A 19,344-nucleotide genomic window follows, 5' to 3' on the forward strand; every position below is an offset into this window, starting at 1 on the left:
GGCAGCATTTTTTTGCATCATGGCGACTATTGTTGCGCGGACGGCCCGTCTCCCGAGCCCCGGCCATAAAATGGTCCATGGAATGGATGGCGAGCGGCAGGCCGGGGAGACCCGGCAAGGGATCATGCCGACGCTGCCGGCAACCCCTCGCCCGGGCCTCCCCTTGCGAGCCCGACAACCGCGAAGCGGTCACGCCATGTTTTTCACGTCAGAAGCGGAAGACCACCTGCACGCCCATTTCGCCGGGATCGCTGTAGACGTCCATTCCGTTCCACTTTTTGATGTCGTGCCGGCAGTCGAAAATGTTCTTGCCGTAGACATAAATGTCGTACCGATCCCTCTCGAAGCCGATCTTGGCGTTGACCAGGGCGTAGGGATCGCGGTATCCGGTGTTTTTCTTGTCGAAATAGGTATTGCCGTAGCCCACCACGTCGCCGCGTACATAGAACCCGTTCTGGGCCCGGTACTGCGCGCCGATGTTGACGGTGTACTCCGGGGCGTACGGCAGCTTGTTGCCTTTGTAGTCGCCGGCGCTGTCCGAAAAACTGGTGAATTGCGCGTCGGTATAGCCGAACCCGCCGTTTAGGGTGAGCCCTTCCGTGACCACGGCCGTCATATCGAGTTCCACGCCCATGGACCTGGCCCGACCCGCGTTGGTGAGATAGGACTCGGTCTGGGAAACGCTCTCCTCAACCTGGGCGTTGGAGATATCCATGTAGAAAAAGGCGATATTGGCCATGAGCCTCTTGTCGAACAGGGTGTTTTTGAAGCCGATTTCATAGGACCACAGGGTTTCTGGATCATACTTGTAGTACTTGGGATTGGTGGAACTCTGGTTGAACCCGCCCGGACGGTAGCCCTGGGCCACGGTGGCATAGCCCATGATCTCCGGGGTGAAATTGTACTCCAGGCCGAACTTGGGGGACAGATTGGTCCAGCCGTCGCTCTGCTGGCCGGAAAGGATGCTGCTGTCGAATTTCAACACCTGGTATTCATACCGCAATCCGCCAAGAAGCTTCAGATCGGGGGTGATTTTATAGCCGACGTGGGCAAACGCGGCGTAGCAATTGCCCTGCAGCTTGGTGCTCAGCCTGGTTTGGTAGTCGGTATAGATGGAATTTATCCTGTAATTGTAGTCGAGCTTGTCCCAATCGAGATAGCCGCCGAGCAGCCAGTCCCAGGCGCCGTAGGTGCCGTTGAGCCTCAGCTCCTCGGACAGGGTCGTCTTTTCACTGTCTATCGCCGGATGGGCGTAGGTCACATCGGAGTAGTCCAGGTCGAGTTCGCCGCGGAGCTTCCCGTTGCGCCGGGCCGAAATGGAGGTCAGCTTGAGGTTGTCGTTGATGGTGTAGCCGATGTTGAGCGCCTGCAGGTCGATGTCGGCGTTCTGCCAGCTGACCAGGTTGGAGGCGACGATCCGATCCGCGGCGTCGGCGGTGTTGAAGCGGGTCCCCTTAAGGCGCAGGGCTTCGCGGGAGTAGGTGAAGCCCACGTCCAAATCCTCGGTCGGCGTCCAGCGGAGCTTGCCGTCACCGTAGAAGTTGGTGGGCTCACACTCGGGCCGGCTGGTGACGGGATTGCCGATGAAGCCGTTCTTGTGATCGGCCCTGCCCGCCACGGAAAAAAAGAGCTTGTCCTTGACCACGGGACCGCTCAGGGCCATGCTCGCCAGCCCCGTCAGCCTGCTGCTGCCCGAGTCCGTGGAGGACAGCAGCAGGCCGCCCTCGCTGATGACCTTGCCCTTGAACTGGTTGGTGGGCTTGGCCGTGACGATGCTGACCACGCCGGACTGGGTGCTTTTCCCCCATAGCGTGCCCTGGGGACCGCGCAGCACCTCGACGCGCTCCACGTTGAGCAGGCCCGAGGCGTACCCGAAGGAGGAAAGCACGGGCGCGCCGTCGATGTACATGGCGATGGAAGTGTTGCGCGAGATGGGCGAAGCCGTGATGCCGCGCATGGTGACGACGTTCTCGCCAAGGGCGTTCGTCTGAAACGACGCCATGTTGGGCACGAAGTGCGTCAGGTCCGGCAGGCTTTCCACCATCCGGTCTTCCAGGGCCGTGTCGCTGAACACGGTCATGGCGACCGGCGTTTCCTGCTCGGTTTCCTCCTGTTTCTGGGCGGTGACCGTCACGGGCTCAAGCACCGTGGTCCTGCGTTTTTCCTCCTCCTGCTGGGCCCCGGCCACGCCGGCCAGAAAAACCGCAAGCAGCACCATGATGGTTCCGGCGGCAAACCCGGTTTTCCCCCCGTTGCCTGAACGCATACGACTAACCTCTCCCGTGTTTATTGTTGCAATGCGCCTTTGTGTCGCGCATTCCCCGGCAGCGCATATGCCGTAGCCACGCCATATATGCCGTCTTCGGCTGGCCCCAAAAAACGCTTTCCTCCTTCAATGCATGCCTGCCCTCGTCATTTGGCTTCAAGCCTTGCGCCGATGCATGCGAGCGTTTTTCCCCGTCGCCTGCCGCATCAAAAACGAGCATTTCATGCGATGTTTCAAAAAATAGAGGCACAAAACATTTCCCGCTAACGATCCAGGCTGCTTTTTTGATGGATAATGAATTTCATTATCATGGACAACCGCCAGGCCCCCCCCGGGAAAGGGTGCCGCGCCCCACCAGCAGCCACCATGCGGTCACCGATGGTTGAGGGCCCATTGCTTGCCTTGGCTGCGGCTCTTCCAGAGCGTGGCGTAAAGCCCCCCCCGCTCCAGCAGCTCCCGGTGGGTGCCGGACTCCTCGATGGTTCCCTGCCTGTTGAGGACCAGGATATGATTCGCCGCCGTGATCGACGAAAGCCGGTGGGCGATGATGATCAGGGTTTTGGATTCCACCAGGGCATTGATTCCGTTTTGAATCAGGGCCTCGTTTTCCGGGTCCACCGAGGCCGTGGCCTCGTCCAGCAAGATGATGGGCGCATCCTTGAGAATGGCGCGGGCAATGGAAACGCGTTGTTTTTCCCCTCCGGAAAGCGTTGCCCCGCCCTCGCCGACCATGGTGTCGTAGCCTTTGGGAAGGCGCATGATAAAATCGTGGCAGTGCGCGGCCTTGGCCGCCGCCTCCACCTGTTCCCTGGTCGGAGCGGGCGCCCCATAGGCGATATTCCGGTAGATGGTGTCGTGAAAGAGGTAGACGTCCTGAAACACCATGCTGATGTTGGAAAGCAGCGTCTCCTGGCGCATTTCCCGGATGTCGCGGCCGCCGATGGTGATCGAGCCGCTGTCCACGTCCCAGAACCGGGCGAGAAGCCTGGTGATGGTCGTTTTTCCCGAGCCGGAGGGACCGACCAGGGCCGTGACGGAGCGGGCGGGCACATCGAAGCTGATGTCATCCAGCACGTTGCGGTCGCCATAGCTGAAGCTGACATTGCGGAACCGAATCTCATGCGTTTGCGGCGCCGCTCCGACCCGGGGCACGGGCAGGGGCGGAGTTTCAAAAAGCCGCCGCAGCTTGTCCACGGCCGGTTCGGCCAGCTTCAAAAATGCCGTGGCCAAAAAAAAGCCCTTGAACGGCTCATAGATGCGCAAGCCCATGATCAAAAAAACCAGAAACACCGTCAGAGACAAGGTGCCGCCGTACATGAAGGCAATGGCGCAGGCCGGGATCAGGCAGATGCCCAGGTCCAGGATGATCCAGATCAGCTTGATGGGAAGGCCGCCCCGAAAAACCGCCCGCTTGTTGACGTCACGGAAATCCCGCAGGGTCTTTTCAAACGCGTTGAACTGGTCCTGGGAAATCCCGAAAGCCTTGGAAACCTCGATGCCCTGGATGTACTGCACGATCCCGTCGTTGACGGCCGCCAGGCACTCCGATCGCCCCCGCAGGTCCTCGGACAGGACCCGCCGGCTCCAAAGGTACAAGGGAATGGCCAAAAGGATGACGGAAACCGTCACCAGAGTCAGCCGCCAGTCGATCCAGGCCAGCACCAGCGGCGCCAGGACCACAAAGACCAGGGTGGTGATGCCGTCGGGCAGGCCCTGATAGAGAAAGGCCTGGACGAACTTCATCTCGTCGGCCACCAAGGAATGGAGGCGCCCGGTGGTGTTGCGCGAGAAGTAACTCATGGGCAGATGGCGCAGATGTTCCCCCACCATGAGGCGCAGCCGCTTGACCATGTTGTTGGCGGTGGGCCAGATGAGACGGTTGAACCAGTAATTGCACGCCCCCTGCAGCAGGTAGCAGACGGCCATGCCCAGCACATACAGGACAACGCGGCCGGAGGTCAGGGTCCGGGCCAGCAGGTCGTCGAGGACCAAAAAGGCGAACACGTAGGGCCCGGCCGAAAAAACGGATTCCAAGACCTTGCACAGGACCGCCACGGCAAATTCCCGTCTGATTTCCGGAACCCAGCGCAACAACTGCAGAGTGAGCGTCAGCATGCATCCCCCTCCAGGGTCCAGGCCTGGGCGGCCATGTGAGCGTCCCACATGGATTTGTAGAGATGACTTTCGGCCAAAAGCTCCTTGTGGGTGCCCTGGGCCACCACCCGCCCCTGGTCCAGCACCAGGATCTGGTCCGCCGCCACGATGGAGGAAAGCCTATGGGCAATGGCCACCAGGGTCTTGTTGGCCACCAGCCGGTTGATGGACTGCTGGAGGAGGACTTCGTTTTCCGGATCAATAAAGGCCGTGGCTTCATCCAGAATCAGAATGGGGGCGTTTTTCAGCAGCGCCCTGGCAATGGAAAGGCGTTGCCGTTCCCCGCCGGAAATCCTGCTCCCGCGTTCACCGATGACCGAGTCGTAGCCCTGGGGCAGTTCCATGATAAACTCGTGGCAACAGGCGGCCCGGGCGGCGCTTTTGATCTCCTCATCCGTGGCCCGGGGATTGCCGATGCGCAGGTTGGCCAGCACCGTGTCGTTGTAGAGGTAGACGTTTTGAAAAATGAACCCGTACTGGGCCATGAGGTCATCGAGCTTGATGTCCCGGATATCCGTATCCCCCAGCCGAATGGACCCGCCGCTGACATCCCAGAAGCGAGGCAGCAATCGGGCCAGGGTCGTCTTGCCCGCTCCCGAAGGCCCGACCAGGGCCACGAAGCTGTGCTCCGGGATGGCACAATCCATCCCGTCCAGAGCCTTGCCGCCGTTGTTCCCATAGGAGAAGACCACCCCTTGGGCGGCCACGTCCCAGCCCGCGGCCCGGCGTTCCCCGGTTTCACGCAGGTCCGGCGCCTCCAGGATGGCGTCGATGCGCACCTGGCTTTCCCTGTTGGACACCATGCCCCGGCCGAACTGCACCAGCACCCACATGGGGGAGCCAAAGCCGATGCCCATGAGGATGAAAAAAACGTATGTCCCCAAGGAAATCTCGTTTTGACCGAGCAATACCGCGCCAAGGGGCACGATGCACAGCATGTTCAGCGTCAGAAACACGGCAAAAACCGCCATGGGCAGGTACCAGCACCGGCTGGTTTCATTTTCCAGGAGGTTGCCCTGCTCCAGGGTTTCGGAGAATTTCAAGAAGGACGTGGTGGTGTGACCAAAGGCTTTGATGACCTGCATGCCCTGGATGTACTCGATGATGGCATGGCTCAGCTTTTCCGCAAGCGTGAACCACTGGGCCGTTTTTTCCTTGCCCCGGCCCATGGTGACCATGATAAAAACAAAGCCCAGGGGCACGAAGGCGATAGTGGCCAGGGCCATTCGCCAGTCCACCGCAAAAAGTGCCACCGCCGCCAGCAGCATGTACATGACCGCGCCCAGGCAATCGGGAAGGTTGTGGGCCAAAAATATCTCCATCTGCTCCACGTCTTCGCTCATGACTTTTTTCAGCTGTCCGCTGGTCCTTTCGTTGAAGTATCCCAGCGGCAGGCGGAGCAGTTTTTGGGAAATGGCCAATCGCAAGTCGTAGAGCACGTCATAGGCGGCCACATGGGAAAGCCCGGAGGAGACGGCCATGCACACATGCTTGAGCACCAGGCCCACGGCGCCGTAGATCAGGGGCAGATAGAGCTCCCCGGAAGGAATTGCGCCCAGCGGCCTGGCGGCCAATAGCGTGATGACTGAGGCGATCATGAAAAACGGCACCAACCCGGCGCCCTGGCCCAGCACGGCGAACGCAATGGAGCCGGCCAGCCTGGCCCGCTGTTTCTTCACGACCTGAAGAAATCCCTTGCCGCCGCCTGTTTTGACTGTTTGTCCGGTCTTGATCATCAGTTCTCTCCAGCCTGGGCTTGCAGTGGCATTTGCGGCGCCCGGGGCGAAACAGGGCCTTGCGGCAACGCGGGCGCGCCGGAGGCAGGCGCCGCTTTGCACACTCGGGACCGGATATCTGGTTCCCGACAATGCCCGCCGCGTCCGACCGATGCCCAGGCACCGGCGCCGAGGGAATGTACCTGACAGTCTGGTTGCCGCTACCGATGGAAGATTTGTTTTTGACGGATAATGATAACCATTATCATTTTATTGACTTTCTCTCCCACACGTCGGAAAAGACGCCCAGTGGTGCAAACACAGGCAACAACGACGGTCGCCCGCCCCGTCTTCGCCAGGGCCGGGGAGAACACCCACGCCGCCCGCGCGGCAACCCGGGCCACAGTTGCAAACCCAGGGAGACAGCATGTCCAGCCTTTCGAACACCACCACCTGGATGGTCGAGGGAAACGTCCGCGTCAAACCCAAGCTGCGCTTGGTGTGCTTTCCCTACGCCGGCGGAGGCGCCTCACTGTACCGACAATGGCAGGCGGCCATGCCCCAGGGCGTGCAGGTCTGCGCGGTGCAACTTCCCGGTCGGGAAAACCGCATCGCGCACCCCCCCCTGGCCCGCCTGGACGAGGTGATCCCCGCCCTCGGCCGGGCCATGGAGCCCTACTGCGATACCCCGTTCGCCTTTTTCGGGCACAGCCTCGGCGCCAAAATCGCCTTCGAACTGGCCCGGACGTTGCGCCGGGACAAAGGCCTGGAGCCGCGCCACCTGCTGGTGTCGGGAGCCCGGGCACCGCATATCCCGGAACCCTCGCCCATGCACCAGCTTTCGGACCAGGCCTTTATCGACGGCCTGCGCCGCTATTCGGCCATGCCCGAGGAAGTGCTCCAAAACAGGGACCTCATGCAGCTGTTCCTGCCGGTCCTGCGCGCGGATTTCAGCATTGATGAGACCTATGCCTTTCAGGAGGAAGCGCCGCTTGCCTGCCCCATCACGGCCTTCGGAGGCAGCGAGGACCACGAGGCCGATCGGCAGGAACTCCTCGCCTGGGACGACTACACCACGGCCTCGTTTGCCTGCCACATCTTTCCCGGCGACCACTTCTTCATCAAGACGGCGCAAAAGGCCGTTGTGCGCGCCGTGACCCAAATCATAGACCCGGCGGCCAGCCCCGCGTCATGACGATCATCTTCCATACGATCCCCCCCTTGGGCCAAGGCCCGGCCTTGAAACCGAACCAGGCGCACCTTTTCACGGTGCGGGTGGACCAGGCCCAAGCCCTGCTCCCGGCGCTTCACTCCTGCCTGTCCGAGGAGGAATGCCACAAGGCCGCTGCCTTTCGTTTCCAGGAAGATCGTGACCGGTCGGTGGTGGCCAGAGGCGTCCTGCGCCGGCTGCTTGGCCAGGCCCTGGACCGGGAGGCCGGGGAGGTGTCCCTTCAGGCCGATGCCAACGGGAAGCCCAGGCTTGGCGCAACCCACCACGACCTGCCGCCCATCGGGTTCAACGTGTCCCACTCCGGCAACATCGTCCTGATCGTCCTGGCCCTGGGGCGGGAGGTCGGCGTGGATGTCGAGCAGATACGCCCGCTTCCCGATCTGGAACGGCTCGTGGAGCTGTGTCTTTCCCCGAACGAGGCCCGGCAGCACCGCAGCCTGGCCCGGGAACAGCGTCTGGAGGCCTTTTATACCTGCTGGACCGGCAAGGAGGCCTTGGTCAAGGCCACGGGCCAGGGTCTCGGCCGCGACCTGCGCGCCTTGGACATCGGCTTGGACCGGATGGCCCGGCCGCGCATCCTGCGGCTCGCCGCGACCAGCGGGGGAGCTCCCCAACGCTGGCACCTGCGGCCATTTGTGCCGGCACCGGGCTATGCCGGGGCCTGCGTGCTGGGCCCATGGCCATGACATCCCCCGGAACGGGGAAACGCAACCGAGGCATCCCGGATGCGCCTGCCAGGCCGGTGCGCGTTCATTGACGGAGTACCGGGGCAAGGCCGGCCCGGTTGGGGTCGATCCCCTCCAGCATGGTGGCGAACTTGAGCTGCGTCTCCTGAAACTCCGCTTCGGGATTGGAACCCGCCACGAGCCCGCAGCCGGCAAAAAGCGAGGCGCACCGACCGCTTATCAAGCCGGATCGGAGGGAAACCATGAACTCGCCGCTTCCCTTGGCATCGAGCCAGCCCACCGGCCCGGCATACCAGCCGCGATCGATTCCCTCATGATCCCGCAGGAATGCCAAGGCCGGCCCGAGCGGAACACCGCCCACGGCCGGAGTGGGATGGAGCCGCCCCACAATATCCAAAAGGCTCCGGCCGGCCTGGAGTTCGCCCGTAAAGTGCGTCACGAGATGCTGCACCCGTCGCAGCTTCTGCAACGAGGGGCTGGCATCCGCCGCAATCCGGACGCACAAGGGCTCCAGGGCCTGTCGGATGGTCCGCACCACCACATCGTGCTCGAACCGCTCCTTGGCACAGGCGAGCAGCTCCTGCCCGAGACGCGCGTCCAGCACCGGGTCCTCGCTTCGGGGGGCACTGCCGGCCAGGGCCATGGTGCGAAACGACCCCGCGTCAGCGGTAAAAAGCGTTTCCGGCGTGGCCCCGATAAACGAGGCGCCATGCCGCCGGAAGGCAAAGACGCAGGCAGCGGGGTTGTCCGCGCGCAGCCGGCGCAACACGTGAAGAAGCGGAATCGGCCTGGAGGATTCCAGGCGCAGCATGCGCGCGGCCACCACTTTTTCCAAGTCGCGATGGTCAATGGCATCGAGCGCGCGTTGCACCAGGGAGACCCATTGCTCTTTCTCGTCAGCAGCCCCCGCAACCGCCATCAGGCCGCAACCATCCGCACCAGAGGCCCCCGCCTCGGCCGCGCTGTCCACCCAGGACGCCAGCAACGCGTCCACCCGGCGCTCGGCATCCACCCCAACGGGGACAAGATCGGCCAGAATAAGCCGGCTCAAGCCGGCCTGGCACCGGATCGCCAAGCGCGGGACCACCAGCGATCCGTCCGGGAAACCGCGCCATAATGCGGAAACGGGACGATCCGTGTCGAACCGGAACCCGCCCATGGCAATGGGGCCTGCCTCGCCGACGACCACGGCATCCCGGATCGCGGTTCGCCAGGCCAGGGCGATGGAGGCGAAACGGTCCGCGCCCCGGGCCCTGCACTCGGTGGCGATGCCAAGGCCCAGCAAGGCATGGGCACCGGTGCCGAGCCAAAGGCTCGTGGCCAGGCGGGGCCAATAGCGGTCAAAGATCCCGAGCAGATCGGGTTGCGGCACCGCAAGGCTCGCAACGGCAAGGACCGGGCGGTTGAGCCGGTAGGCGCGCTTGGCCGCGTCACGCAGTGCAGCGAGAAGATTATCGCGAAGGGCCGCAACCATCATGGGCGCCCCCCCTGCTCGGCGCGCAGTTGCCGCCAACGCTCGGTCTGGGCGGCGATGTACCATTGCGTGATTCGGGAAAACAACTCGGCGACAAACGTCGGGGACAAGCCGCAGCTTGCCGCCCAGGCCTGTCGGTCGCCGAGCATGGCCGCGACCCTGTCCGGGGCGGCGATGCTCTCCTCGGTGGGCTTAAACCGCGCCGCCGCGAACACATAGCCGAGCCGGCAGCCCAGCAGTTCGACAATTTCCCTGTCAATGGCATCGATCTCGGTCCGGATGTCTTCCAGACTGGAACATTCTTCTGGCTTTTTCATACGGCCATTCCGGAATCGTCCTTTGGATTCAGTCCGTTTCAAAGACGGAAACAGCCTCGGGCGCAAGGGCCTGCCGCCCGTTCCCCAGGCGCAACGTCGCCAGGAACAGGCCCATTGTCAGCAGCACCGCCGCGGAAATCGCGCCCGGATACCCCCAGTGCTGGGCCAACACGGTGCTCGCGCCGGCACTGATGTAGCCCGTGGTGTGGAACACGCTGTATTGCAAGGTGAAGTCCGTGGCAGGGCTCTCGGGCGAGGCATGGTCCATGATCAGGGTGGTGGCGATGACCATGAGCAGGGAGGGGCACAGGTAAAAAAACGTCAGGCAAGCCACGGTTGCGCCCACGCCAACGCGCATCTCGGCGACCGGCAGCAAGGCGGCCACGCCCACGATCTGGAGCGCGGAAATGACGATCAGGGCCGTGCGGCGAGGCAGGCGCTGCACGGCCCAGCCGGCCAGGGCCGCCGCCAGAGCCCCGGTCAGGGAGCCTCCGACGTTGGTGACCAGGCCGATACGCTCCATGGACCAGCCGCCGTCGGTGAGCATGGGCGTGATGAGCCCAAAACCCATGCCGCAACCGCAGGGCGCAAGCAGCAGCACGAGCAGCCACCGCCCCCGCCCCGGCTCCTTCCAAAAACGCCAGAGCCGCCGGAAACCGACCTCGGCCACGTTGGAGCGGACCGGTCGTTGCGGTTCCCGGAAAAACAGCAATTGCCCAAGAGACAAGGCCGTACCGCCGGCCAGAATAAGCAGACAGGCCCTCCAGCCGACATGAGGGTAAGCCATGAGCACCACGCCGCCGCCGATGACGTTGCCGAGCAAGCCGCCCGCGGCCTGCACCGCGTTGCCCATCCCCCGCTGGCCGGGGGACAAAAGCAGACAGGCCAGCGCGTCCGCGGCCACGTCCTGGGTGGCCGACAGCAACGCCAGCAGCAGGCAAAACCCGAGCACAACGTAAAAGTCCCGCACCACGTCCAACTGTCCGATGACGAGCAGCGTCGCCACCATGCCCGACTGGGCCGCAAGCAGCCAGCCCCGGTAGTGTCCCAGGCGGCCGAAACGAATGCGGTCCACATGGTGGGCCCAAAGCGGCTTGGCCATCCAGCAGACCCCCATGAGATAGACGAGGCCGGCCTTTTCCAGGGACGCGCCCCTGCTGCGCAAAATGGCCACCAGGGCGATCATGAAAAAACCCTGGCCAAGATACTGGGTGATATAGAGGCTGCCCAGGAGCAACCAGCGCGACGGCGTCATCATGCCGCCACCTCCCCACCGGCACGAGCGGTCCCGCCCCGGAACTTCCAGCCCCGGGCGCGTTGCTGCTCGTTCCAGAGAGTGGCGTAGAGCCCGCCGGAAGCCAAAAGCGTTTCGTGGACACCGGACTGGACGATGCGTCCCTTGTCCACGACCAGGATCTGGTCGGCCCGGGCAATGGTCGTCAGCCGGTGGGCAATGACAAGGAGCGTTTTGCAGCGCACCATGGCGGCAATGGCCTGCTGGATGAGCAGCTCGTTTTCCGGGTCCAGGGAGGCGGTGGCCTCGTCGAGGATGACGATGGGAGCGTCCTTGAGCAGAGCCCGGGCAATGGACAGGCGCTGTTTTTCGCCCCCGGACAGGGTGCCCCCGCCCTCCCCCACCATGGTGTCGTAGCCCTTTTCCAGCCTCTCGATAAAATCGTGGCACCGGGCGGTCCGGGCCGCCCGGATCACCTCCTCCCGGGAGGCGTTTCGCTTGCCGATCCGGATATTGTGCAGGATGGTGTCCCGGAAGAGGTAGACCTCCTGGAAGACCACGCTGATGCTGGCATTGAGCGTTTCGAGGGGGATGTTGCGCAGATCCACCCCGCCGATGGCAATGCTCCCGGCGTCCACGTCCCAGAACCGGGCAATGAGGCTCGTGATGGTGGTCTTGCCGCTGCCCGAAGGGCCGACCAGGGCCGTCATGGCCTTTTCGGGCACGCGAAAGCTCACGCCCTCGAGCACTTTTCGTTGTCCGTAGCCGAAGCGGACCCGGTCAAAGACGATGTCCATGGGGCCGGGCTGGAGAGGAACCGCCGGCTCGGCCAGGGGAGGCGTGTCCAGGACTGCGGCGATGCGGCCGGCGGCGATGTTCATGTAGCGCATCTCGGAGAGGAACACGCCGAAATTGATCAGCGGCTCGAAAAACTTGTAGCCGATGACCAAAAACAGGACGAACACCGGGATGGCGAGGCTGCCGGCGGCCAGTCGGTTGGCACCCACGACCAGCAGCCCGACAAATCCCAGTTCCAGGATGATCACGTACAGCATGACCGGCGCGCCGGCCGCGGCTTCCAGGCGGATGCTGTCGTCACGCAGGCGGCGCATGCTCTCGTCGAGACGACGGAAATTGCGCCCGGTCAGGCAAAAGGCCTTGAGGACCTTGATGCCCTGCAAATACTCCAGCAGCCGCGAAGCCGTGCGGTTGCGGGAAACGATGTGCCGCCGGCCGAAGCGGTCGATGACCCGGCCGGCCAGGAGAAGCCCCGGCACGGCCACGGCCACGGCCCCGACCATAAGCAGGGTCAGGCGCCAGTCGCTGGCCAGGAAGAAGGCGCACATCATGGCCGGCAGCACCAGGCAGGCCATGGCGTCCAGAAAAAAGTGGCCGAAAATCGACTCCACCTTGGCCATGTCCTGGAGCAGCAGGGCGGAGATGTCGCCGGGATCCCGCTTCTTGAAAAACCCGAGCGACAGCCGCCGCAAATGGTCGCCCAGGCGCAGCCGCGCCTCGGTGGCCAGGGCATAGGCCGAAATATAGCCCCGCACATGCACCCGAACGGCCACGAACAGATTGAGAAGCATGATCGCGGCCATAGCCGCGAAAAGGCCGATCAGGCGCGCCACGCGCACCTGATCCCGAGGGGACAGCAGTTCGAGAACGACCAGGAACAGGATGCCGGCGGGCGCTCCCGTGAGCATCAGATGCAGGACATTGAGCAGGGTCAACCCGTAAAGATGCCGCAAATCGCCGGCAATGACGCGCATGGCTCCAAGCATGATCCCTCCTTAGACTTGCAGGGTCCAGGCCCTGGCCGCCGTATGGGCCTGCCACATGGCGTGGTACAGGCCGCCACGCGCGAGCAGTTCCTCGTGGCCGCCCTGCTCCGCCACCACGCCGTCCTTGACCACCACGATGGCGTCGGCATCGGTGATGGTGGACAGGCGGTGGGCGATGACCAGGACGGTCTTTCCCTGCATGAGCGCGGCAAAGGCGTCCTGGATTTTGGCCTCGTTTTCCGCGTCCGCGTAAGCCGTGGCCTCATCCAGCACCACGATGGGCGCGTTTTTGAGCATGATGCGGGCCATGGCCACGCGCTGCTTCTCGCCGCCGCTCAAGTGGACCTCCCCGCCCTCGCCCACCCGGGTGTCAAACCCCTTGGGCAGGCGGCGCACGAATTCCTCGCACTGGGCCGCCCGGGCCGCCCCCTCGATGTCGGCGTCGGTGACCCCGTCAAGCCCCATGCGAATGTTCTCGCGCAGCGTGTCGCCAAACAGGAATCCGTCCTGGAATACGAACCCGACCTGGCGCATAAGTTCGTCCGAAGCCATGTCCCGGATATCCACGCCGCCGATGCGGATCGCGCCCTCCCAAACGTCCCACATGCGCACCAGCAGTTGGGCGATGGTGGTCTTGCCCGCGCCGCTCGGCCCGACCAGGGCGGTGACGCTGCCCGGGGCCAGGCGCAAGGACAGTTCCCGCAGCACGGGCCTGTCGCCGTAGCCGAAGGTGACCTTGTCGAATTCGATGGCCGAGGACCGGGGGGACCGGGGCGAGTCCGGTTCGGGCAGGGGGGCCACCGCCAGGATGGCGTCCACCCGGGCAAGCCCCTCCAGCAGATGCCCGAGCTGCCCGCCGAGCATGGCCAGCCGCAGCAGCGGGGCCATGTAGCCCGAACCGAGCATCAAAAAAAGCAGCAGGACCGGCAGGCTGATCTGTCCGGCGAGATACAGCCACAGGCCAAAGGGCAAGATGAAAAGCAGGCCCGAGGCGGTGACCACGACGAACAGGGCCCAGGCCGGAGCCATGGCCCGGGTGATCGCCTCGATGCAGCGCCGATAGTCCAGGGCGGCGTTTTTGAGCCTGGCGAACGACGCCACCGTCTGGTTGAAGACCTTGATGACCGGCATGCCCCGGACGTATTCCACGATGGTGGCATTTAAGGCCTCCAGGGCGTTGTGGTAGCGGATGCGGCGCTCCTCCTGGCCGTCCCGGGCGAACGCCCGGCGTTGCAGGAAAAACGCCAGCGGGAGCGGCAGCAATGCCACCAGGGCCAGCCGCCAGTCCACCACGAAAAGCACTCCGACGATCAGGACCGGAAGCACGGCCCCGGCGACAAGGTCCGGAATGTGGTGGGCGATGAATCCTTCCAGATCCTCCACGTCCTCGTAGAGCACCTTTTTGATCTGCCCGCTCTGGCGGACGCTGAAATAGCCCATGGGCAGCCGCCCCAGGTGGGCGGACAGGGCGCACCTGAGGTTGTAGAGGATGTCGAAAGCCGCCGCGTGGGAACACATGGTCGAGGCAAAAAGGGTCAGGCCGCGCAGTACGAGCACCCCCACGGCCACCAGGGCCAGGGTCCTGATCTCGGCCACGGCCCGGGGCCCGAAATCCGGGGCCAGAAGCCTGATCAGGACCAGATAAACGATGTAGTACGGCGCCAGGGCGCAGGCCGAGGCGACAACCGACAACAGGGCCGAGGCGATCAGGTGGCTCCTCTTCGTGCCGGCCAGTTCGAAAAGCCTGGCAAGCCCGGAACGTCCCGAGCGTTTCATGTATCTCCTTTCCTTTGTTCAGGGAGCAAAGCCAGGGCTACGCGGGGTTGTTCCCCCCGCGCCCGCTGCCTTTTCCCGACCGAGCGCCCCGTCTTGCCCCAAACGATCCTGCCCGATGCCCTTTTCTGGAACGCTTTCGCCCCAACCGGAGGCCTCCAGCTCTTCACCAGCCGCCGGCGAAAAAGGCCCTACTCCAGTTCAAAGGCGATGGGCAGGATGGCCACCCAATGCACGGGCGCGCCCTTTCGGGTGCCGGGCTTGAAGCGCCAGTGGGCGAGAGTGGTGCGCACGGTTTCGGCAAAGGCCTCGGCATGCTCCCCGCGCAGGATGTCCACGCGTTCCACCCGGCCAACCGTGTCAACGAGCAGGCGCACCTGGAGCAGGGCCCGCAGGCCGCGCCGCTTGGCCTGAAACGGATATTCGGGCTTGGGTGCGAAGACCAAAGCCGGCTGGTTGTCGAGTTCGTCGGCGCCCAGGGGGGAACCGATGGATCCGGGCCCAGCCCCGCCACCCGAGGGCAGCGGCGGCCCGGAGGATGCGCCCGAGCCGCCCCCCGGCCGGGCAGCCGTGGCCTCGGTCGGCCCGGCCGCGGGCGGGGTGGCTGCGGCAGCGACCGACTTGGGTTCGGGCTCTGTTCTAGGCTTTTTCACCTTGGCCACGGGAGTGACGGGCCGTTTCGGCGTGACCGGCTTGGGCTCCTTTTTGGGCGGCACCACCGGATCGGGAGTGGGCGCGATCGCATTGGCGGCGACTGGCTCCACAGGCGGCCGTGGCGCCTCTTCCGGCTCCGGCGCGGCCGGCGCGGCCGGCGCGGCAGCGGGACCGGCCGGACCACTGCCGCAACCCGCCGGTGCCAAGGCAGCGGTCAACACGATGCGCGGCAGCATGGGCGGACACGACGGCGGTCCGGCCATGGCCGCCATGCCGGCCACGGCCAGACCATGGGCCAGCACGGAAACCGCCAGCGCCCCCCAGGCCGGCGACAGGTGCCGCCCGGGCTGGCGCCGGCCCGGCCTCGGGCTCACGGCTGGCCCCCGGCTGGTTGGCTCTCCTGCCGCGCCTCGGACACAAGGGAGAGACTGGACACCCCGCACCCCCCCATCCGGCCGAGCAGCTCCATGACCCGACCATAATCAAGGCTCCGGTCGCAACGCACGAAGACGGTCCGCCCTGGATCGGTGGTCACCATTTCCGTAAGACGCGCCGCCATGGCATCCTCGGCCACGGCCTCGTCGCCGAGATACATCCGGCCATCCTTGTCCATGCTGACCACAATGGGTTCCTTGGGCTGGGCCAGGGAGGAGGCCGTGGTCTTGGGCAGCCTAAGCGGCACGCCGGCCATCATCAGCGGCGCCGTGACCATGAAGATGATAAGCAGCACCAGCATTACGTCGATAAACGGCGTGACGTTGATCTCGGCATTGAGCCCCGCCCCCTGTTCGGCGCCTCCCGAGGCGTCAAGCGGCGTCATCGAGGCTCTCCATGTTCCCTTCCGGGGCTTGGCGCGCCAGCGTCGCGATGGCCAGGAACAGCCGACGGGCCAGGCTGTTGAAATCCGAGGCGATCTTGTTGTAGGCCACCGAGGCGGGAATGGCCGCCACCAGCCCGGCCGCCGTGGTAAAAAGCGACTCGGCGATACCCGGCGCCACCACGGCTAGGCTGGTGTCATTGCTCTGGGCGATACCGATAAAGGCATGCATGATGCCCCAAACCGTGCCGAAAAGGCCGATAAAGGGCGCGACCGACCCGATGGTGGCCAGATAGGGCAGACGCCGTTCGGCCCGCAGCAGCACGCCCGACACGGCATCACGCATGGTCCGTTCGATGCGATCCCGGTGGTCGGCGTCACTTTCGCTGCTTCTGCGCCGCTCCAAAGCACGACGCCCCTGCGCAAGCAACGCGTCGGACAATTCGCCTCCAGGCGATGTCCAGGTCTCTCCCGAGCCGACCAGGGTCTCAAACCAGCGCGCCTGCCGTCGATATTTATGGAGCAGGACACATTTCTCCAAAATGACCGCCCAGCATACGACGGAAGACACGATCAGGATGACCAGCACCCCCTGCACCGGCCCCGTGGCCTGGGAAAAAATCCATCCCAACGATAATTCGATCTGCGGCATGACAGACATCCTTTTTTGCCCCGACCGATTTTACCTGAGCAGGCGTCCCAGGACTTCGGACGCTTCCAACCGGCAGCAGTCGGGCGCAACACGAGTTTCCCGGTGGAAAACCGGAAAACCTTTTTGGAAATGAAACTCAGTATCATATACGGGAGACGACCGACGCTGTCTTATCCGAAAAGAACAGTCCCGCCCGCCTCCGGTTTCAGGTGCGGCGCAAGGCGTGCAAAGACGGTCGCGGAGTTCATCACCGCGCTGACGAGCTACGCGGGCAGCGAGAAGGCCATGCCCTTCAGCGCAAAGTCCGCCTTCGCCCGGTTCATCAGGGTGTGGACCGCATGGGCGCACAATCGCAAGCGCTTCCCTACGAAATTGTCGCAAGCGTTCCTTGAGGTACGAACGCGGGGAGGCCGGGCCTTGCGTGCGCAAATCCCGACCCCCGGTTCTGGCCGGTAATGGCCGGCGATAGACGGGGAAAAAGCCCTTTTCATACGTTGAAGGCTTCTGATTCCCGGAACTGTCAAACTCTGGGAGTCCCCCGGCAAAGCCGGGGGTTTACCTGGTATTATTATCTTCAGCGCAACAGGTCGAAGCAATTGACACTAAACACACGAAAAACAATATTAGTCTCAACATAGAAAAGCTCCTTTTTCTTGTGCAACAAAACTTTTTGCAGACTATTATTTTCAAAATGCCTTGCTGGCTGCCATGGTAGGGTCCACGGTAAACGCCTAAGACGGCGCATCTTGTCAGGTCGAGAGGAAAGCTGCAGAAGCTCAGGCAGGGATGATTATGGAGCAGGGATCGAGATATTGGGGCAGGAGCGCCTTGCGCTCAGGACAGGCATCAGAACTTTGACTGAAGAGCGCGGTTATTTGCAGACCCAGATCGAAGCCGACGTTGAAAGGCAAAACTCGGATCAAATGAGCTTATTTTCGACAATCCGGTTGTTTTTCAGCGAAATTGTCGAAGATGTGATCGATCGAAAAGCTTTGCTGAGCGTATCACCGAATCAAGCAGGACATCTGGAGTTTAAAGCGGAAATTCTTGACGAGTCTGGCAACGCTACAAGTGCGGACCTCGGTCACACATATCGTAAATTGCTGTGTATGGCTTTCGACATGGCGGTACTTCGCGCACATCTTGACGATAAATTTCCACGTTTTGTCTATCATGATGGTGTGTTTGAATCTTTGGATAACCGGAAAAAAGAAAATTTACTGGCAGTCATTCATCAATATGCCGCTCTCGGCTTGCAACCGATAATCACTCTTATCGACTCAGACTTGCCTGTTCGCACAGATGAAGAGCCAGTATTCACAGAAGACGAAATCATCCTGACCCTACACGATGAAAGTGAGCAGGGGTGCCTATTCAGGATGCAGGCATGGTAAAGATTGCTGCCGCGGGGTGGCAAACGAGGAACGGTGCGGCATAGCGCTCAACAAAAATAACATTGTTAGATGGTGGAATCTTAATATAAAGTCCAGCATACGATACCATGCCAAGTGCGCATAGTTGCATCACCTTTTCCCCCCCGCCAGTCGTTCCGCCAGCCGTCCCGCTCGCAGATGGGAATACCGGGCCAGCATCTGCATGGACTTATGCCCCGTGATCCCCTTGATTTCCATCACGTCTAGGTCCGTGTTCTCGAAAAGCCGGCTGGTCGCCTCATGCCTCAAATCGTGAAAATGAAGATCCTCAAGCCCCGCCTTTCTCGCAGTACGAGCCATCATTTTTGAGACTCGATCCGGATCTCGCAGCAGGGGGAACACGCGCCCCGAAATCGCACAGGGCAGCGCGACAAGCACCGCCAAGGCATCCGGTGACAACGGCACCGTCCGCGACTCTCCGTTTTTTGTTTTTGGAAGAAAAACGGTTCGCGCCTCAATATTGATATTCTCCCAGGTCAAATCGGCGATCTCTCCGCGCCGCATAGCCGTCGCCAGCGCAAAGCGCACGATAAGTGCGAATTCGAAATCACACTCCTCGAGAAGCCGCTTTTCCTCATCAGGATCAAGCCGCCGGGCGCGGCCGCCAGGCAAGCTGGGCTTGTCGACCAGCTTCACGGGGTTGTCGAGGGCGACCATTCCCCAGTTGCGCCGGCAAATCTCAAAAACCTTCGAAATCGTATTCAGATCATGGATGATCGTTTGCGCCCCAACCCCCTCGCCTTCTCTCTCGCGGATATAATCCGCGACATCCTTGCTTCGGATCGCGGCCAGCGGTTTCGCGGCAAAGGGCCTGGCGGCTATCGCCTCGGCTCGCTTTTGCACTTTATAGGCCGTTATCAGAGCCGGCACCCGTTCCTGGACGTACCGCGTAATCGCCTCGGCCAAGGTCACCTTCTCCGCCTCGCGGGCGGCAGGCAGGTACGCGGCCGAGCCGCGATCAATGTCTGACTCAACACCCTTTGCCCAGCGCTCCGCTTCCGCCAACGTGTCGAAGGACCGGCTGACGCATGGATGCCCCTTCTTCTGAATCCGTACATTCCAGGTCGCGCCGCGCTTGCGGAAGGTCGCCATAACTGCCCCCAATTGCCCACGATTAGACACCCGTTGACGTCAGTCACTAGACCAAAATCAGA

General features: G+C 63.0%; 15 protein-coding genes. 3 read left to right on the forward strand and 12 right to left on the reverse strand.

Annotated elements, in window-relative coordinates; translation table 11 throughout:
- Positions 1 to 208: 208 nt before the first annotated feature.
- The 3 genes from ACMZ6R_RS05340 to ACMZ6R_RS05350 all read right to left on the reverse strand — a co-directional run bounded on the left by ACMZ6R_RS05340 (position 209) and on the right by ACMZ6R_RS05350 (position 6,156).
- Entirely contained in the window at positions 209 to 2,266 is a 2,058-nt protein-coding gene (locus tag ACMZ6R_RS05340; RefSeq protein ID WP_416109852.1) for a TonB-dependent receptor, read from the reverse strand.
- Positions 2,267 to 2,638: 372 nt separating this feature from the next.
- Entirely contained in the window at positions 2,639 to 4,381 is a 1,743-nt protein-coding gene (locus tag ACMZ6R_RS05345) for an ABC transporter ATP-binding protein (protein WP_416109853.1), read from the reverse strand.
- Positions 4,375 to 6,156, reverse strand: coding sequence for an ABC transporter ATP-binding protein (locus tag ACMZ6R_RS05350; RefSeq protein WP_416109854.1), 1,782 nt, complete (start codon positions 6,154 to 6,156; stop codon positions 4,375 to 4,377). Before ACMZ6R_RS05350 ends, ACMZ6R_RS05345 begins: the two co-directional genes overlap by 7 nt.
- A 406-nt stretch (positions 6,157 to 6,562) precedes the next feature.
- Here ACMZ6R_RS05350 and ACMZ6R_RS05355 point away from each other — a divergent pair, with 406 nt between their 5' ends.
- Both ACMZ6R_RS05355 and ACMZ6R_RS05360 read left to right on the forward strand, forming a co-directional pair.
- Positions 6,563 to 7,330: a thioesterase II family protein gene (locus ACMZ6R_RS05355; RefSeq protein ID WP_416109855.1), complete on the forward strand. Its 768-nt coding sequence runs from the start codon at positions 6,563 to 6,565 to the stop codon at positions 7,328 to 7,330.
- Complete coding sequence (locus ACMZ6R_RS05360) at positions 7,327 to 8,052, forward strand: 4'-phosphopantetheinyl transferase family protein (protein ID WP_416109856.1); 726 nt, start codon at positions 7,327 to 7,329, stop codon at positions 8,050 to 8,052. Before ACMZ6R_RS05355 ends, ACMZ6R_RS05360 begins: the two co-directional genes overlap by 4 nt.
- Positions 8,053 to 8,116: 64 nt before the next feature.
- On the opposite strand, the gene ACMZ6R_RS05365 is transcribed toward ACMZ6R_RS05360, so the two are convergent.
- From ACMZ6R_RS05365 to ACMZ6R_RS05400, 8 genes are all read right to left on the reverse strand, one after another.
- A complete protein-coding gene (locus ACMZ6R_RS05365; protein ID WP_416109857.1) occupies positions 8,117 to 9,529 on the reverse strand; it encodes an isochorismate synthase in 1,413 nt (470 codons plus the stop codon).
- The gene (locus ACMZ6R_RS05370; protein WP_416109858.1) at positions 9,526 to 9,843 is read right to left on the reverse strand and encodes an isochorismate lyase; all 318 of its coding nucleotides are present in this window, start codon (positions 9,841 to 9,843) and stop codon (positions 9,526 to 9,528) included. The genes ACMZ6R_RS05365 and ACMZ6R_RS05370 overlap by 4 nt, the downstream gene beginning before the upstream one ends.
- A gap of 28 nt (positions 9,844 to 9,871) precedes the next feature.
- Complete coding sequence (locus ACMZ6R_RS05375; RefSeq protein WP_416109859.1) at positions 9,872 to 11,101, reverse strand: MFS transporter; 1,230 nt, start codon at positions 11,099 to 11,101, stop codon at positions 9,872 to 9,874.
- Positions 11,098 to 12,861 (reverse strand): ABC transporter ATP-binding protein, encoded by a 1,764-nt coding sequence (locus tag ACMZ6R_RS05380; protein WP_416109860.1) that lies wholly within the window; start codon positions 12,859 to 12,861, stop codon positions 11,098 to 11,100. Before ACMZ6R_RS05380 ends, ACMZ6R_RS05375 begins: the two co-directional genes overlap by 4 nt.
- Positions 12,862 to 12,870: 9 nt before the next feature.
- Positions 12,871 to 14,637, reverse strand: a complete 1,767-nt coding sequence (locus ACMZ6R_RS05385; RefSeq protein ID WP_416109861.1) for an ABC transporter ATP-binding protein — start codon at positions 14,635 to 14,637, stop codon at positions 12,871 to 12,873.
- Positions 14,638 to 14,825: 188 nt separating this feature from the next.
- Entirely contained in the window at positions 14,826 to 15,662 is an 837-nt protein-coding gene (locus ACMZ6R_RS05390; RefSeq protein WP_416109862.1) for an energy transducer TonB, read from the reverse strand.
- Complete coding sequence (locus ACMZ6R_RS05395) at positions 15,659 to 16,108, reverse strand: ExbD/TolR family protein (RefSeq protein ID WP_416109863.1); 450 nt, start codon at positions 16,106 to 16,108, stop codon at positions 15,659 to 15,661. Before ACMZ6R_RS05395 ends, ACMZ6R_RS05390 begins: the two co-directional genes overlap by 4 nt.
- Positions 16,095 to 16,757, reverse strand: coding sequence for a MotA/TolQ/ExbB proton channel family protein (locus tag ACMZ6R_RS05400; RefSeq protein WP_416109864.1), 663 nt, complete (start codon positions 16,755 to 16,757; stop codon positions 16,095 to 16,097). The genes ACMZ6R_RS05395 and ACMZ6R_RS05400 overlap by 14 nt, the downstream gene beginning before the upstream one ends.
- 746 nt (positions 16,758 to 17,503) lie before the next feature.
- Here ACMZ6R_RS05400 and ACMZ6R_RS05405 point away from each other — a divergent pair.
- Positions 17,504 to 18,151 carry a DUF2326 domain-containing protein gene (locus tag ACMZ6R_RS05405; protein ID WP_416109865.1) on the forward strand — a complete coding sequence of 216 codons (648 nt, stop codon included), beginning with the start codon at positions 17,504 to 17,506 and terminating at the stop codon, positions 18,149 to 18,151.
- Positions 18,152 to 18,280: 129 nt separating this feature from the next.
- Here the strand turns inward: ACMZ6R_RS05405 and ACMZ6R_RS05410 are convergent, their stop codons facing one another.
- On the reverse strand, positions 18,281 to 19,282 hold the full coding sequence (locus ACMZ6R_RS05410; RefSeq protein WP_416109866.1) for a tyrosine-type recombinase/integrase: 1,002 nt from the start codon (positions 19,280 to 19,282) through the stop codon (positions 18,281 to 18,283).
- Positions 19,283 to 19,344 lie beyond the last annotated feature (62 nt).

The sequence above is a fragment of the Solidesulfovibrio sp. C21 genome, assembly GCF_047785625.1.
Lineage (GTDB): Bacteria > Desulfobacterota > Desulfovibrionia > Desulfovibrionales > Desulfovibrionaceae > Solidesulfovibrio.